Source organism: Streptomyces albiaxialis (assembly GCF_039530985.1).
Taxonomy (GTDB): domain Bacteria; phylum Actinomycetota; class Actinomycetes; order Streptomycetales; family Streptomycetaceae; genus Streptomyces; species Streptomyces albiaxialis.
The window spans coordinates 971,774-986,392 of record NZ_BAAAPE010000013.1 but is presented as its reverse complement, the minus strand read 5'-3'; the positions used below and the strand labels follow the sequence as shown (position 1 = coordinate 986,392).

14 protein-coding genes are annotated in these 14,619 nt (G+C 73.1%); 8 read left to right on the top strand and 6 right to left on the bottom strand.

What is annotated here, in order from left to right:
* Positions 1 to 37: 37 nt before the first annotated feature.
* Positions 38 to 796: an ANTAR domain-containing response regulator gene (locus tag ABD343_RS28050; RefSeq protein WP_344532118.1), complete on the bottom strand. Its 759-nt coding sequence runs from the start codon at positions 794 to 796 to the stop codon at positions 38 to 40.
* 162 nt (positions 797 to 958) lie between these two features.
* Here ABD343_RS28050 and ABD343_RS28045 point away from each other — a divergent pair, with 162 nt between their 5' ends.
* Complete coding sequence (locus tag ABD343_RS28045; protein WP_344532117.1) at positions 959 to 1,960, top strand: AraC family transcriptional regulator; 1,002 nt, start codon at positions 959 to 961, stop codon at positions 1,958 to 1,960.
* Positions 1,961 to 2,053: 93 nt separating this feature from the next.
* Here the strand turns inward: ABD343_RS28045 and ABD343_RS28040 are convergent, their stop codons facing one another.
* From ABD343_RS28040 to ABD343_RS28030, 3 genes are all read right to left on the bottom strand, one after another.
* The gene (locus tag ABD343_RS28040; RefSeq protein WP_344532116.1) at positions 2,054 to 2,695 is read right to left on the bottom strand and encodes a hypothetical protein; all 642 of its coding nucleotides are present in this window, start codon (positions 2,693 to 2,695) and stop codon (positions 2,054 to 2,056) included.
* Between the two features lie 5 nt (positions 2,696 to 2,700).
* The gene (locus ABD343_RS28035) at positions 2,701 to 3,354 is read right to left on the bottom strand and encodes a hypothetical protein (protein ID WP_344532115.1); all 654 of its coding nucleotides are present in this window, start codon (positions 3,352 to 3,354) and stop codon (positions 2,701 to 2,703) included.
* Between the two features lie 122 nt (positions 3,355 to 3,476).
* Positions 3,477 to 3,872 carry an ArsR/SmtB family transcription factor gene (locus tag ABD343_RS28030; RefSeq protein WP_344532114.1) on the bottom strand — a complete coding sequence of 132 codons (396 nt, stop codon included), beginning with the start codon at positions 3,870 to 3,872 and terminating at the stop codon, positions 3,477 to 3,479.
* Positions 3,873 to 3,921: 49 nt separating this feature from the next.
* Here ABD343_RS28030 and ABD343_RS28025 point away from each other — a divergent pair, with 49 nt between their 5' ends.
* Positions 3,922 to 6,006, top strand: coding sequence for a heavy metal translocating P-type ATPase (locus ABD343_RS28025; RefSeq protein WP_344532113.1), 2,085 nt, complete (start codon positions 3,922 to 3,924; stop codon positions 6,004 to 6,006).
* On the opposite strand, the gene ABD343_RS28020 is transcribed toward ABD343_RS28025, so the two are convergent.
* Positions 5,901 to 6,899, bottom strand: a complete 999-nt coding sequence (locus ABD343_RS28020; protein WP_344532112.1) for a GlxA family transcriptional regulator — start codon at positions 6,897 to 6,899, stop codon at positions 5,901 to 5,903. The two genes, ABD343_RS28025 and ABD343_RS28020, sit on opposite strands and share 106 nt — an antisense overlap.
* Positions 6,900 to 6,968: 69 nt before the next feature.
* Between ABD343_RS28020 and ABD343_RS28015 the strand changes: the two genes are divergently transcribed.
* Positions 6,969 to 7,961: an NADP-dependent oxidoreductase gene (locus tag ABD343_RS28015; protein WP_344532111.1), complete on the top strand. Its 993-nt coding sequence runs from the start codon at positions 6,969 to 6,971 to the stop codon at positions 7,959 to 7,961.
* Between the two features lie 105 nt (positions 7,962 to 8,066).
* On the opposite strand, the gene ABD343_RS28010 is transcribed toward ABD343_RS28015, so the two are convergent.
* Positions 8,067 to 8,534, bottom strand: coding sequence for an SSI family serine proteinase inhibitor (locus ABD343_RS28010; RefSeq protein ID WP_344532110.1), 468 nt, complete (start codon positions 8,532 to 8,534; stop codon positions 8,067 to 8,069).
* A gap of 374 nt (positions 8,535 to 8,908) precedes the next feature.
* On the opposite strand from ABD343_RS28010, the gene ABD343_RS28005 reads away from it, so the two are divergent.
* The 5 genes from ABD343_RS28005 to ABD343_RS27985 all read left to right on the top strand — a co-directional run bounded on the left by ABD343_RS28005 (position 8,909) and on the right by ABD343_RS27985 (position 14,618).
* The gene (locus ABD343_RS28005) at positions 8,909 to 10,687 is read left to right on the top strand and encodes a S8 family serine peptidase (protein WP_344532109.1); all 1,779 of its coding nucleotides are present in this window, start codon (positions 8,909 to 8,911) and stop codon (positions 10,685 to 10,687) included.
* Between the two features lie 85 nt (positions 10,688 to 10,772).
* On the top strand, positions 10,773 to 11,330 hold the full coding sequence (locus ABD343_RS28000; RefSeq protein ID WP_344532108.1) for a hypothetical protein: 558 nt from the start codon (positions 10,773 to 10,775) through the stop codon (positions 11,328 to 11,330).
* Positions 11,331 to 11,506: 176 nt separating this feature from the next.
* Entirely contained in the window at positions 11,507 to 12,805 is a 1,299-nt protein-coding gene (locus ABD343_RS27995) for an extracellular solute-binding protein (RefSeq protein WP_344532107.1), read from the top strand.
* Positions 12,802 to 13,776 (top strand): carbohydrate ABC transporter permease, encoded by a 975-nt coding sequence (locus ABD343_RS27990; RefSeq protein WP_425578283.1) that lies wholly within the window; start codon positions 12,802 to 12,804, stop codon positions 13,774 to 13,776. The genes ABD343_RS27995 and ABD343_RS27990 overlap by 4 nt, the downstream gene beginning before the upstream one ends.
* Positions 13,773 to 14,618, top strand: a complete 846-nt coding sequence (locus ABD343_RS27985) for a carbohydrate ABC transporter permease (RefSeq protein WP_344532106.1) — start codon at positions 13,773 to 13,775, stop codon at positions 14,616 to 14,618. Before ABD343_RS27990 ends, ABD343_RS27985 begins: the two co-directional genes overlap by 4 nt.
* Position 14,619 lies beyond the last annotated feature (1 nt).

The window sequence follows — 14,619 nt, the reverse complement described above, 5'->3', positions numbered from 1 at the left end:
CGGACGGCGGGACGGGCGGCCAGGCGGATAGGCGGGGTCAGGGCGTCGGTCCGGGCTCCGTTCCGTCGAGGATGGCGCGCGCCAGGTCGTGCAGCCTGCGGCGGTTCGTGCGCGCGTAGTGCCGTAGCGCGGCGAAGGCCTCGTCGGGCGTCTGCCCGGACCGTTCCGCGAGCATCCCCTTGACCTGTTCGATCAGGACCCGGCTGTCCAGGGCGTGTTGCAGCTCGGCGACGCGTTCCCTGGTCAGCCGCTGGCGTATCTGGACCGCCGAGGCGACCGTGAGCGCGCCCAGGAGGTACCGGGCGTGCTCGGGGAGCGGGGCGGACTGCGGCCGGAGGACGACGAGCGCCCCGAGCGGGGTGCCGCCGGGTTCGGTCTGTGCGCAGAGCGGGAGGGCGACGACGCGGTGGAGGCCGAGCCCGCGGGCCCGGGCGGCCAGCTCGGGCCAGCGCTGTCCCGGCCCGTCGGTGAGGGGCACGTCGTCCGTGGGACGGCCGGCGAGCGCCTCGGCCAACGGGCCGCGGTCGGCGCCCTCTTCGAGGGAGCACAGGACCCGCGCGGTCTCCGTGGTCACCCGGGGCGCCGCTCCGGGCAGGGGCGCGGCGGCCAGGTGCTCCACCGGGCCGTAGGGGGCCAGGGTCCGGCGGGCGTGGCCGAGCAGCAGGTCCAGGTGCTCGTCCGTGCCGCGGTCACGCGCCGCCGTCGACAGCTCCAGCAGCGCGTCGACCGTGCGCCGTTCGCGTTCGAGGGGTTCCGCTGATTCGTCCGTGGCGTCGAGCGCCAAGGGGTAAGGCATATGACTGCCTTCTCCTTCCTCGTCCATGGAGTTCAGTGAATTCGGTATACGGGGCATCAGGGAAGCCGCTGTGCGCCAAACTGAGCCGGAAAGCGTCACACAGCGGCCCCCGGAGCGCCTCCGTCTCCCTTGCCGGGTCCGGAGGGGCTCGGAGGAGAAGCGATGGCATACCGGGACGACGCGGTGCCGGGTACCCCGGATCCCGGGCTCACCTTCCGCCTGGAGTCGGACGACGTGGACGCGGCCAGGACCCTGATGACCGCCTTCTTCGGCGTCGCGCTGACGTACCGGCCGCTGACGGACGTCGCCGACTTCGCGTTCCGCATGCGGGCGGCTCGGGTCGGCCCGGTGAACCTCGGGCTGCTCGGCTTCGGCACGGAGAGCCGCTGGATGGCCCCGCCGCAGGGGAGCTTCTATTCGCTGTGCTTTCCGCGCACGGGGAAGATGGTCCTGACCCAGCGCGACGAGCGGGGCTGCGTGGAGGAGGGGCGGCGCTCGGGCACGATGGTCGGTCCGTTCGCCGGGGCCGAGTCGCATCTGGCCCGGCACAGCGACGTGCTGATCCTGGGCTTCGACCGGTACGCGCTCCAGCAGGAGCTGGAGACGGAGCTGGAGCGTTCGGTCACTCAGCCGCTGGAGTTCCCCTTCACCTTCGGGTGCGAGGGGCCGGCGCGGCTGTTCTTCGACCAGTGCCAGATGCTCGCCGACGAACTCGCGGGCCCGCACACGACGCTGGACCGGCCCAGCGTCGCCGCGCGGATGGGCAGCGCGCTGCTGACCACGATGCTGCACGTGACCCCGCACCAGTACGCCGAGGCGCTCGCGCGTCCGGCGGCGCCCGCGCCCCGGCAGGTCAAGCGGGCGGTGGAGGCGATGGCGGCGGATCCCGCGCACCCGTTCACGGCGACCGAGCTGGCCCGGATCGCGGGGGTCAGCGTCCGCTCGCTCCAGCGGGCCTTCCAGGGGCACCACGGCATGACGCCGCTGGTCTATCTCCGCCGCCTGCGCCTCGAACGGGCCCGCCGGGACCTCGCACGCCCGCAGCCGCCCGGGACGACGGTCGCCGACATCGCGCTGCGCTGGGGCTTCCTCCACCCGTCGCGGTTCGCCGCCCGCTACCGCGAGCGCTACGGGACGCTGCCCTCGGAGGAACTGCACCACTGAGAGCGGCGCCACTGCGAGGCCGCGCCGCTGCGGGTCGGTACCGCTGCGAGGCCGCGCCGCTGCGAGTCGTCGCCGACCGGGCCGAACGGTCCCTTACGGCAGGCCGACCAGGCCCCAGCCGCGCCGCGCGGACTCCGTGACGACGTCGCCCCACTCGCCCAGCAGCACCGTGAACTCCTCGAAGGTGTCCGGCCGTCCGCCCCACTCCGCGCACTCCAGGGCGAACGGCTCGCGCAGCTCGTCCAGGCGCGGTGCCGCGCGCTCCCAGGCGCGTGCCCGCTCCGGCTGCGCCTCCGGCGGGCTGAAGAGGAGGAGCCGCGCGCGGCCGGGGTCCGTCTCCGCGGGGAAGACGCCCCCGTACTCCCGCAGGACGCCGGGCTCTTCGGGGACGGCGTCCCAGATGAGGCCGGCGAGGAAGGTGTCGAGCGCGGCGCGGAGGGACGGTTCGGCGTAGGCGCGCATGTCGTCCCAGCCGTCGCCCGCGCGGGCGTGCCATATGTAGCTGCCGGTGGTGCTGTGGAAGCTGTACTCCGCGCACCAGGCGGGCCCGTCGCCGTCGCCGTCGCCGTCGTCCGGCGGCCAGAGCCAGCCGTCCTTCCCCGCGCGCTCCTCGAACAGCTCGATGTCGCGCCCCGGGGGCCAGACCGCGTCTTCGAGCGCGTCGACGCGGTCCTCGACGGGGAACGTGCGCAGCCGGTCCCAGTCGGCCATGAAGAGGGTGAGGTCGAGTCCCATGGGCGTCAGGGGGCCGAGGCGGTCAGGGTGACGGGCACGGCGTGGCCCGTGGCGCGCAGCGCGTCCCCGGCCGCCTCGACGAGCCACACGGCGACCTCGGGCGACCACTCGCGCGTACGGACGTGGAAGCGGAGCCGGTCGGCGTCGGGGCCCGGTCCCCCGCCCCGTACGTCGTGCGGCTCGGCCGCCGGGGCGATCCGTTCCCGCAGGGCGTCGCGGACGCGCTCCGCCTCCGCGCGCGAGGCCCGTACGCCGGTGGCCACCAGGGTCGTCCCGACGGACGCGGACGGGTCGGCGAGCGCGAACCAGTCGCGCAGATCCTCCAGTTCGCCGGTCGCGTCCCCGGCCGTGATCTGCAGGGGCAGGTCGGCGCGCACGCCGGACAGGACGAGGGCTCCCGCGCGGCCGAGCGCGGCGACGAGCAGGCGGGTCATGGGCTGGACGGGGAGGCGCGGGTGGCGCACGTCCTCGGGGACGTCGGCGCGCAGCCAGACGAGCTCTCCCGAGGCGCGGGACCAGTCGCCGCCGTGGTCGCACGCGCGCCAGCGCGGCTCGCCCTCGTCGGGTCCGGGTGCGTCCGCGCGGGCGAGCGCGAGATCGAGCACGCGCTCGCGCAGCGTGTCCCCCTCGGCCGCCAGCCACGGGTACGGTTCGAGCACCCCGTACACCCCCACACGCGTTCCGCAGTGCACCCGCGCCCCCTTCCTGGGACTTCCGCCGCTCCCCGGAAGGCTATGGGGGAGAACGCCCGGAAACCGAACGGGTTTTGCCCGCGCCGCGCTCAGGCGTCGTCGGGGAGCCCCAGGCGTAGGTGCTCCACGTGGTAGAGGGCCTGGTCGAGCAGCTCCGCGACGTGGTTGTCGTACAGCGCGTAGACCACCGAGCGGCCCTGGCGGGTGCCGGTGACCAGGCCGAGGTTGCGGAGCAGGCGGAGCTGGTGCGAGCAGGCCGACTGCTCCATGCCGACCGCCGCCGCCAGCTCCGTCGCGGCGCAGGGGCCCTCGCGCAGCCGGGCGAGGATCAGCAGCCGGGACGGGGTGGAGAGGGCCTGGAGAGTGGCGGCGACCTTCGGCGCGCTCTCCGGGTCGAGACGGGTGCGGGGCGGCGCGGTGCCGGCGGGCGCGGTGCCGCCGCTGGTGCCGGTGCTCCGCGGGGGTGGGGTGACTCCATGGCCCATGGGCCCACTCTACGCGCGAGGACACGCGGCGACATGGCATCATGAAAGAATGAATCCATGTTCATGCGTTCCTGCGTGGATCCGGCGGCTGCCCGAGGTGCGATGGGCGGCCGCCGCACTGCTGCTCTTCCTCGCCGCGCTCCCCGTCCATCTCCTCGGCGGCCCCGTCTGGCTGTGGGGCCCGCTCTACGCCCTCACGTACGTGTGCGGGGGATGGGACTCCGGCTGGGAGGGGCTGAAGGCGCTGCGCGCGCGGACGCTGGACGTGGATCTGCTGATGGTCGTCGCCGCGCTCGGCGCCGCCGCGATCGGACAGGTGCTCGACGGCGCGCTGCTGATCGTCATCTTCGCCGCGTCCGGTGCGCTGGAGGCCGTCGCCACCGCGCGGACCGCCGACTCGGTGCGCGGCCTGCTCGACCTCGCGCCCGCGACGGCCACCCGGCTGGGCCCGGACGGGACTCCGGGCACGACGGAGGAGACCGTGCCCGTCGCGGACCTCGCCGTCGGCGACACCGTGCTCGTCCGCCCCGGCGAACGCCTGCCCGCCGACGGGCTCGTGTGCGAGGGCGCGAGCGACGTCGACCAGGCCACCATCACCGGCGAGCCGCTGCCCGCCGCGAAGGAGCCGGGCGACGAGGTGTTCGCCGGGACCCTCAACGGGACGGGCGCGCTGCGCGTACGGGTCACGCGGGACGCCTCCTCGTCGCTGGTCGCCCGCATCGTGCGGATGGTCGAGGAGGCCTCGGAGACCAAGGCGCCGACCCAGCTCTTCATCGAGAAGGTCGAACAGCGCTACTCCGTCGGCATGGTGGCCGCCACCGTGCTGCTCTTCGCGGTGCCGCTGCTGCTCGGCGCCACGCTGGACGAGGCGCTGCCGCGCGCCATGACGTTCATGATCGTCGCCTCGCCCTGCGCGGTGGTGCTGGCCACGATGCCGCCGCTGCTCTCCGCGATGGCGAACGCCGGACGGCACGGGGTCCTCGTCAAGTCGGCCGTGGTCATGGAGCGGCTCGGCCGCCCGGACGCCGTCGCGCTCGACAAGACCGGCACGCTCACCGAGGGCACCCCGCGCGTGACGGACGTCGTGCCGCTGCCGGGCGCGGAACTGGACGAGGACGGGCTGCTCGCCCTCGCCGCCGGGGCCGAGCGGCCCAGCGAACACCCCCTGGGCCGCGCTGTCGTGGACGCGGCGCGGCGCCGGGGGCTCGCCGTCCCGGACGCGGAGGACTTCGGCTCGGCGCCGGGGACGGGCGTGCGCGCGACGGTCGGCGGGCGCCGGATCGCGGCCGGTTCGCCCGCGCGGTTGCTGAGGGAGCAAGCCGGTCAGGGCACGGCCCGTGCCTCGCTCGAAGCGGAGAAGCTGGAGCGCAGGGGCCGTACGGCCGTGCTGGTCACGCGCGACGGCGAGCCCGTCGGCGTGCTGGGCCTGGCCGACCGGCTCCGCGCGGACGCCGCCCGTACGGTCGCCGAGCTCGCGGCGCTCACCGGCCGCCCGCCCGTCCTGCTCACCGGCGACAACCCGCGCGCGGCGGCGCCGCTCGCGCGGGAGGCCGGGATCGCGGACGTACGGGCCGGGCTGCTGCCGCAGGACAAGGTCGCCGCCGTACGGGAGATGACCGGCGCCGGGCACGAGGTGCTGCTCGTGGGGGACGGCGTCAACGACGCGCCCGCGCTCGCCGCCGCGCACACGGGCGTCGCGATGGGCGGCGTCGGCGCCGACCTCGCGCTGGAGACCGCCGACGCGGTCGTGGTCCGGGACGAACTCGCCGCCGTGCCCCGCGCGATGGCCCTCTCGCGCCGGGCCCGCCGCCTGGTGACGCAGAACCTGGTGATCGCGGGGGCGTTCATCGTGGCCCTCGTGGCCTGGGACGTCCTCGGCCACCTCCCCCTCCCGCTGGGCGTCGCGGGCCACGAGGGCTCCACGGTCCTCGTCGGCCTCAACGGGCTGCGGCTGCTGCGCGAACGGGCGTGGGGGGAGGGCCCGGGAGCGGAGCCGGAAGTCCCCTCCTCGCCGCTGCCGCCGCCGGCTCAGCGCGCCCCGGACGAGGCGGAGGCGCGCGACGGGGCCGACGCGCGCGACGGGGCCGAGGTCGAGGCCGAGGACGACGCCGTCGCCCGGAACGTGCGGCGGTAGGCGAGCGGGGAGACGCCCAGCGTCGCGTGGAGGTGCTGGCGGAGGGAGGCGGCCGTCGCGAAGCCGACCTCGCGGGCGATGTGGTCGACGGACAGGTCGCTGGACTCCAGCAGGTGCCGGGCGCGCTCGACGCGCTGCTGGATCAGCCAGCGGCCCGGGCTCATGCCGACCTCGCGCTGGAAGCGGCGCGCGAACGTACGTCCGCTCATCCGCGCCCGTTCCGCCAGCTCCGCGAGGGTGAGCGGCAGATGGAGATGGGCGAGGGCCCAGGTGCGGGCGGGGGCCGTACTCTCGGCCGAGGGCTCGGGTACGGGACGCTCGATGTACTGCGCCTGGCCGCCGTCCCGCCAGGCCGGGACCACGCAGGCGCGCGCCACCTGGTTGGCGACCTCGCTGCCGTGGTCCTCGCGGACGATGTGGAGGCAGACGTCGAGGCCCGAGGCCGCGCCCGCCGAGGTCAGCACGTCGCCGTCGTCCACGAAGAGCACGTTCGGATCCAGCCGCACCCTCGGGAAGCGCCGCCGGAAGCTGTCGGCCTCGATCCAGTGCGTGGTCGCCGGGCGGTCGTCCAGCAGCCCCGAGGAGGCCAGCACGAACGAGCCCGTGCAGATCGAGACGAGCCGCGTGCCCGGCCGGATCCGGGCCAGCGCCGGGGCGATGTCCGCCGCCTCGGTCACCGCCGAGGGCGGGATCACCACGGTGTCGGCGGTCTCCAGGGCCTCGGGGCCGTGCGACACGGCGAGCGCGAAGTCGGACGTGGTCCGCACGGGGCCTCCGTCGACGCCGCACGTCACCACCTCGTACCGCCCCCCGGCGGAGCCGAAGACGCGCTGGGGGATGGCGAGTTCGAACGGATAGACACCGTCGAGGGCGAGGACCACGATCCTGTGCATGGCAGAACTCTATCGAATGATGGCAATCATGCCATGTTCCCGGCGGGGCCCGGGCGAGAACCTGGGGGTATGAGCAACAGCGACAGCACACAGCCCACGTCCACCTCCGCGTCCACGCCCACGATGCGCGCGATCCGCCAGGACGAGTTCGGCGGGGCCGAGGTCCTGAAGGAGGTCCAGATCCCGCGCCCGGCGCCGGGGATCGGGGAGGTCCTCGTCCGCGTCCGCGCCGCCGGGGTCAACCCGACGGACTGGAAGAACCGCGCCGCGGGGTCCACCGTCACCAAGCCCCTGCCGCTCGTGCTCGGCTGGGACGTCTCCGGCACGGTCGAGGCCGCCGGCCCCGGCGTGACCGTGCACAGGGCGGGCGACGAGGTGTTCGGCATGCTGCCCTACCCGGACGGGGTGGGCGCCTTCGCCGAGTACGTGGTCGCCCCGGCCAGGTCCCTGGTCACCAAGCCCGAGGCCCTCGACCACGTCCAGGCGGGCGCCCTGCCCCTGGCCGCGCTCACCGCCTACCAGGCCCTCGTCGACACGGCGGGCGTCCAGGAGGGGCAGCGCGTGCTCGTCCACGCCGCGGCGGGCGGGGTCGGTCATCTCGCCGTCCAGATCGCCAAGGCGCGCGGCGCGTACGTCATCGGCACGGCCAGCGCCGCCAAGCACGAGTTCCTGCGGGGGCTCGGCGCCGACGAACTGATCGACTATCGGACGGCGGACTTCGCGGAGGCCGTCTCGGACGTCGACGTCGTCCTCGACACCGTCGGCGGCGACTACACCGAACGCTCGCTGCGCACCCTGCGCAGGGGCGGCACCCTCGTGACGATCGTGCCGGGCCCCGGGGTGATGCGGACGCTGCCGGAGACGGCGCAGAAGCACGGCGTGCGCGGCGAGGTGATGATCGTCGAGGCCGACCAGGAGGGCATGCGGGCCGTCGCGGACCTCGCCCGCGAGGGCAGGCTCCGCGCGGAGGTCGCGGGCACCTACCCGCTGGAGCAGGCCGCGAAGGTGCACGAGCTGGGCGAGACCAACCGCACCACGGGCAAGCTCGTGCTCATCCCCTGAGACGCCCGGCGCGCGGAGGCGTGCGCGCCCCGCTGCTGGGTAACCCCCCACAGAACAGGCCGAGGCCCCGGACACCACACTTGTCCGGGGCCTCTTGTCACGCGCCTAGAACTGGAACAGGTACGAGGCGTTCAGCCGCTTCACGCACGGGTTCTCGAAGGTGTGCGCGAAGTTGACGTGCCGCCCCTTCCAGTAGCCGTCGACGGTCACCGTGACCGGGCTGAACTCCTTGGTGCACGCGTCGTTCCTGTTGAGCCCGACCAGGCTGGAGAAGGCGCCGTCGACCCGCTCCAGGTCGTCGCAGGCGCGGGCCGCCCTCGGGTGGTCGCCCCCGGGCACGTAGGCGCCGCACTCCAGCGTCACGACGCGCGAGGGGACCATGCGGCCGGTGAAGCCGCCGTGACCGACGCCGAGCACGAGCGTCGAAGTGCCCGCGGCCTTCGCGGCCTTCGCCGCCTTGGGGGCCTCCGCGGGCTGCGCGGCGCTCGCCGTGCCCGCGGCGCCCGCCGTCATGGCCAGACAGCTCGCGACCGCCGCGGCGCCCGTCGCCACCCGCTTGGTGATTGTGCGCACAGTGATTGTCCCTTCACATATTGTTGCCGGACCTTGCGGAGGGAGTCTCTCCGACGCGGATGCCCGGGAGGGGACGGACCCCCGTCCCGCCGGTCACTCTCGGTGCGAGTGCGGTGGCTGATTGTCGCGCATGCGGCCAGGGCGATTCCGGACTTTGTGGAGATTCCGTGAGGGAGTCTCCACGGCCAGTCCGTCACCCCGAACCGGCCGGAAAACGTCCCTCTGTCCCGTGCCGTCGCAGTGGCCCGAAATCCTCCTGGACACTCCCCGCACCGCGCAGCAGGGTTGGCGCTGGCGACGGAAGAGAGTTCCGGACCGAGCCGATCGGCCGTACCGCACGCACGCTCACTCATCGGATGGGGAGTAGTGGAACGATGGTCGACTCCGGACACCCCGGCCCCCGTGCCGGTTCGCAGGACCCAGGACCGGACGGAGCGGGCTTCACCTACCACCCCGTGGAACGGGAGCTGATCGTCCTCGCGAGCCCGCAGGCAGGGCTGCGCGCCGGCGGCGAGGGCCCCCGGTCCGTGAACGGGTCGGACACCTCGGCGCTCCAGATGTTCCTGACGGACCAGCAGATCGCCCTGGAGCCGCTGTTCGGCGGCGAGGAGCAGGTCGCGGCCGCGCTCACGGGACTGCCCCGTGCCCGCGAGGACGTACCCGACCTGACGCTCTTCTACCGGGTGCGCGGCGCCGAGGAGCGCGCCGAGGAACTGGCGGCACGCCTCGCCGCGCTGCCGCAGATCGACACCGCCTACGTCAAGCCCAGCGCCCTGCCCGCGACACGCGGGCCAAGTCCGGTCCCGGGCGCGGGCGAGGGACGGGAAGGCGACGAGGAGCAGCGAGAGAAGCACGAGAAGGCCGTCGTCACCCCCGACTTCAGCGGGCGGCAGGGCTATCTCCTGCCCGCGCCGCAGGGCGTGGACGCGGCCTGGGCCTGGTGCCAGGCGGGCGGCTCCGGCGAGGGCGTGACCCTCGTGGACATCGAGGGCGCCTGGCAGTTCGCGCACCAGGGCCTGAGCCACCGGGTCGCCGGATCCGCGGGCGGGACGCCCGTGGACGACCTGGCCTGGCGCAACCACGGCACCAATGTGCTGGGCGTACTGAGCGCGGCGCGCACGGGCTCCGGCACCGTCGGGATCGTGCCGGAGACGGTGACCGCGGGCCTCTCGCCGTACGGCATCGGCACGGCGCGCGCCGTCAAGGAGACCGCCGACCGGCTGTCCCCCGGCGATCTGCTGCTGCTCCCGCTGCACCGTCCCGGGCCCCGCTTCGAGTACGCGGAACGCGACGACCAGCGCGGTCACATCCCGCTGGAGTGGTGGCCCGACGACTACGCGGCGATCCGCTACGCCACCGCGCGCGGCGTCCTCGTCGTCGAGGCGGCGGGCAACGGCGCGGACAGCCTCGACGACGCCGTCTACGAGACGCGGCCCGAGGGCTTCCCCGCCTGGTGGCACAACCCCTTCAACCCCTCGGGCCCCGCCTCCGGGGCGCTGGTGATCGGCGCGGGCGCGCCGCCGCCCGGCACCCACGGCCGCGACCACGGGCCCGACCGCTCGCGGCTGGAGTTCTCCAACTTCGGGACGCGGCTGGACGCCCAGGGCTGGGGCCACGAGGTCACCACGACGGGCGGCTCCTGGAACCGGAGCGGGGACCTCCAGGGCGGCGACGGGGACGAGGTCTGGTACACGGACGCGTTCTCCGGCACCTCGCCCGCTGCGGCCATGGCGGCCGGGGCGCTCGCCTCCCTCCAGGGGATGCTGCGCGCGGCCGGACTCGCGCCGCTCTCCCCGGACCGCGCCCGCGAACTGCTCCGCGCGACGGGCACGCCGCAGCAGGAGGCGCCGGGCCGTCCCGCGTCCCAGCGCATCGGCGCCCGTCCGGACATCCGTGCCCTCGTCTCGTACCTCGTGCCGCAGCGCGTGGTCATGGGCACGGCCGAACGCTACTGGGACGAACTCGTCCCGTATCCGCGCGACAACGCCCCCACGCTGCGGCTGTTCGTGAACGGGGCGTGGCGCGCGCTCACCGACCCCGAGCCGCACGTCCGGCAGGCGGTGCACACCGCCTTCGCGGGCGGACGGCCGTCCGTGCGCGTCTGGTACGCCGACGACGAGATCGTGGGAGTGGTCGTCACCGACGACGGCTGATCCGTCGGCGGCGCCGTCAGGCGCTGTACCTGTCACCGAGTCACCGGTAAGTCACCCGAGCACCCGAGCGAAAGGCAGATCAGGCATGTCCTCGTACGCACCCGCCGGCATGAGCGGCATCGGCACCTCGCCCCAGCAGCAGGGCATCGGCCAGCAGCCGTTCGGCCAGCAGCAGTCCTACGGGCAGCAGCAGCCCGGCATCCAGCAGCAGCCGTTCGGCCAGCAGGGCTACGGCCAGCAGTCGTACGGCCAGCAGGGCCAGATGGGCCAGCCCGGGCAGCAGCAGGTGCCGCCGCAGCTTCAGCAGCAGCTCCAGCAGCTCGGCCAGCAGCAGCCGTTCCAGTCGCTGCTCCAGCAGTTCGGCCAGCAGCAGCCGGGGACGCAGCAGCAGGGCGGCGCGCAGCTCGTCCGCGTGCAGGTCCAGCGCATCCAGATCCGCGTCGCGACCGACCCGCACCAGCCCGCCTCGCTCTACGTCGAGCTGCACGGCATCGGCATCGTGCCCGTGCAGAACCTGGGCCTCCAGCAGATCGACCTGATCCAGCGGTCGTTCGGCTTCCCGGGCCAGTACCTCTTCGCGCACTACAACGGGTTCGCCCAGCGCGTGGAGTTCCTCGAGATCGAGGGGCAGCGCTACCAGTAACGGCACAGGGGAGGGCCCAGGCCACGGGAAGGGTGGCCTGGGCCCTTCGCGCATTGTCCCCGACGAACAGGTCCGGACCTATTGCCGCGCGGGCACGGAACTCGTAGCCTCCTGCGCATGTTGTGCAGCGCGAAACGTGCATTGCACATACTGCAACGGAACTTGGGGGTCACGTCGTGAAGGTGTCCGTGCGGATAGCCGCCTCGGTGGCGGCACTGGGGATGGCCGGGCTCGCCGCGGCGGGCTGCGCGCCGTCGACTTCGGACGGCGGCGCGAAGGAGGACGAGAAGAGCGGCAAGCTCCGCGTCTGGCTCTTCAGGGAGGTCGGCAACAAGCCCAAGGAGAAGGTCGTCGACGACGTCGTCGCCCGCTACGAGAAGAAGCACAAGGACGTCACCGTCGACGTCCAGTACATCCCGGTCGACAGCCGCGCCGAGAAGATCAAGGGCGCCCTCAACGACCCCGAATCGGCCCCGGACGTCATCGAGTACGGCAACACCGACACCGCCGGATACGTCAAGGACGGCGGACTCGCCGACATCAGCGAGGAGTTCGCCGACTGGGGTGCCACCAGCCAGACCGACAAGACCGCCAAGGAGTCGGTCACCGTCGACGGCAAGCAGTACGGAGCCCCGCTCTTCGTCGGCGTCCGCGCGCTCTACTACCGCACCGACGTCTTCAAGGAGCTGGACCTCAAGCCCCCGGAGACCCTCGGCGAGATCGCCTCCACCGCGAAGAAGATCCGCGAGAAGAAGCCCGAGCTGTACGGGATCGCGGTCGGCGGCGCCTATACGTACGGCGCGATGCCCTTCGTCTGGGCGCACGGCGGCGAACTGGCCGAGCCCAAGGGCGAGGAGTTCGCCGCGGCCGTCGACTCGCCCGAGGCCCGCAAGGGGATCAAGGCCTACACCGACCTGTTCGGCGACGACAACTGCCCCGCGGGCAAGTGCGCCAAGATGGGCGGCAACGAGACCGTCGAGGCGTTCGCGGGCGGCAAGGCCGGCATGGCCATCGGCGGCGACTTCAACCGCCAGGCCATGGAGGACGGCGCGGTCAAGGGCAAGTACGGCGTCGTCCCGCTGCCCGGCGTCAAGAAGGGCGACATCGCGCCCGCGTTCGCCGGGGGCAACAACATCGGCGTCCTCAAGAGCAGCGACCACCGCACGCTCGCCGTCGACTTCCTCAAGGAGATCGCGGGCAAGCGCACCCAGGAGGAGCTGTTCTCCGCCATGGGCTTCCTGCCCACCTTCAGCGACACCCGCGAGAAGGTCGCGAAGAAGGAGCCCTTCGTCGAGCCGTTCGTCGAGACCCTCGACGCCGGGACGAAGTTCGTGCCCGTCAGCCCGGCCTGGGGCGAGATCGACGCCTCGCTGATCCTGCCCGGCATGTTCCAGGAGATCGTCAGCGGTAAGAAGGACGTCGAGGGCGCCTCCGGCGACGCCGCCGAGAAGATGGACGAGGTCTTCCGGAAGTGAGCGGCACGACGACCGCCGTGGCGTCCCCGGCCGCCACGGCTCCGGGGCCGAAGGACGGGGGAGGCGGGCGGGAGCGGCGCGGCGGCGCCGTGCGCCGCCACCCCCGGTGGACGCCCTGGCTCTATCTCCTGCCCGCGCTGGTGGTCATCGGCGGACTCCTCGTCTACCCCATCTACCAGCTCGGCCTGATCTCCCTCTTCCACTACACCCAGGCACAGGCCAGCGGCGGCGAGCCCGCCACTTTCCAGGGCTTCGCCAACTACTCCGAGCTGCTCGGCGACAGCCAGTTCTGGGACGTCCTGCTGGCCACCGTGCTCTTCGCGGGCGCCTGCGTGATCGGCACCCTGGCCGTCGGCTGCTCGCTGGCCGTCCTGCTGACCCGGATACGGGCCGTGCCCCGGCTGGCGCTGATGCTGGCCGCGCTCGGCGCCTGGGCCACGCCCGCCATCACCGGGTCCACGGTCTGGGTCTTCCTCTTCGACCCCGACTTCGGCCCCGTCAACCGGATCCTCGGCCTGGGCGACCACTCGTGGACGTACGAGCGGATGAGCGCGTTCGCCCTCGTCTTCTTCGAGGTCGTCTGGTGCTCGTTCCCGCTGGTGATGGTCACCACGTACGCGGGCATCCGCGCGATCCCCGCCGAGGTGCTGGAGGCCGCCTCGCTGGACGGGGCGAGCGTCTTCCGGATCTGGCGCAGCGTGATGGCGCCGATGCTGCGCCCGATCCTGATCGTTGTCACCATCCAGTCGATCATCTGGGACTTCAAGGTCTTCACCCAGATCTACGTCATGACGGGAGGCGGCGGCATCGCCGGCCAGAACCTGGTGCTCAACGTCTACGCGTACCAGAAGGCGTTCTCCTCCTCCCAGTACGGCCTCGGCTCCGCGATCGGCGTCGTCATGCTGCTCATCCTGCTCGGCGTGACGCTCGTGTATCTGCGGCTGCTGCGGCGGAACGGGGAAGAGCTGTGAGGCCATCGAGGTCACTGATACAGAAGCCCTGGCGGACGGCCGCCGAGCTGAGCGCGCTGCTCATCGCCGTCGTCGTCGCCTTCCCCCTCTACTGGATGGTGCTCTCGGCGTTCAAGCCCGCCGGGGAGGTGCGCGGCGACCGGCCCGTGCCCTGGACGCTCTCGCCCTCGCTCGACTCCTTCCGGCGGGTCTTCGAGAACGAGGACTTCGGGCGGTACTTCGTCAACAGCGTGGTCGTCGCGCTGAGCGTCGTGGTCGTCTCCGCGCTGATCGCCTTCCTCGCCGCGACCGCCGTCACCCGCTTCCGCTTCAAGCTGCGCACGACGGTGCTCGTCCTCTTCCTCGTCGCCCAGATGGTGCCGGTCGAGGCGCTGACGATCCCGATGTTCTTCCTGATGCGGGACTTCGGGGCGCTCAACTCGCTGCTCTCGCTGGTCTTGCCGCACCTCGCCTTCTCGCTCCCCTTCGCCGTGTGGATGCTGCGGGGCTTCGTGAAGGCGGTGCCGGACTCGCTGGAGGAGCAGGCGTTCATCGACGGCGCGAGCCGCACCCGCTTCCTGTGGCAGATCCTCTTCCCGCTCGTCTTCCCCGGCCTCGTCGCGACGAGCGTCTTCTCCTTCATCTCGACCTGGAACGACTTCCTCTTCGCGAAGTCCTTCATCATCAACGAGCCCTCGAACCAGACCCTGCCGATGGCCCTCCTCGTCTTCTTCGACAAGGAGACACCGGACTGGGGCGGCGTCATGGCGGCCTCGACGGTGATGACGATCCCCGTTCTGATCTTCTTCGTGGCCGTGCACCGGAGGCTGGTCTCCGGCCTCGGCGGCGCCGTCAAGGACTGAC

Excerpts from the sequence above, each read along its gene's own strand:
- ABD343_RS28025 (WP_344532113.1), top strand. The coding sequence starts at position 3,922 with ATGAATCCATGTTCATGCGTTCCTGCGTGGATCCGGCGGCTGCCCGAG.
- ABD343_RS28000 (WP_344532108.1), top strand. The coding sequence starts at position 10,773 with ATGTCCTCGTACGCACCCGCCGGCATGAGCGGCATCGGCACCTCGCCC.
- ABD343_RS28005 (WP_344532109.1), top strand. The coding sequence starts at position 8,909 with ATGGTCGACTCCGGACACCCCGGCCCCCGTGCCGGTTCGCAGGACCCA.
- ABD343_RS28050 (WP_344532118.1), bottom strand. The coding sequence starts at position 796 with ATGCCTTACCCCTTGGCGCTCGACGCCACGGACGAATCAGCGGAACCC.
- ABD343_RS28040 (WP_344532116.1), bottom strand. The coding sequence starts at position 2,695 with ATGGGACTCGACCTCACCCTCTTCATGGCCGACTGGGACCGGCTGCGC.
- ABD343_RS28020 (WP_344532112.1), bottom strand. The coding sequence starts at position 6,899 with ATGCACAGGATCGTGGTCCTCGCCCTCGACGGTGTCTATCCGTTCGAA.
- ABD343_RS28045 (WP_344532117.1), top strand. The coding sequence starts at position 959 with ATGGCATACCGGGACGACGCGGTGCCGGGTACCCCGGATCCCGGGCTC.
- ABD343_RS28015 (WP_344532111.1), top strand. The coding sequence starts at position 6,969 with ATGAGCAACAGCGACAGCACACAGCCCACGTCCACCTCCGCGTCCACG.
- ABD343_RS28030 (WP_344532114.1), bottom strand. The coding sequence starts at position 3,872 with ATGGGCCATGGAGTCACCCCACCCCCGCGGAGCACCGGCACCAGCGGC.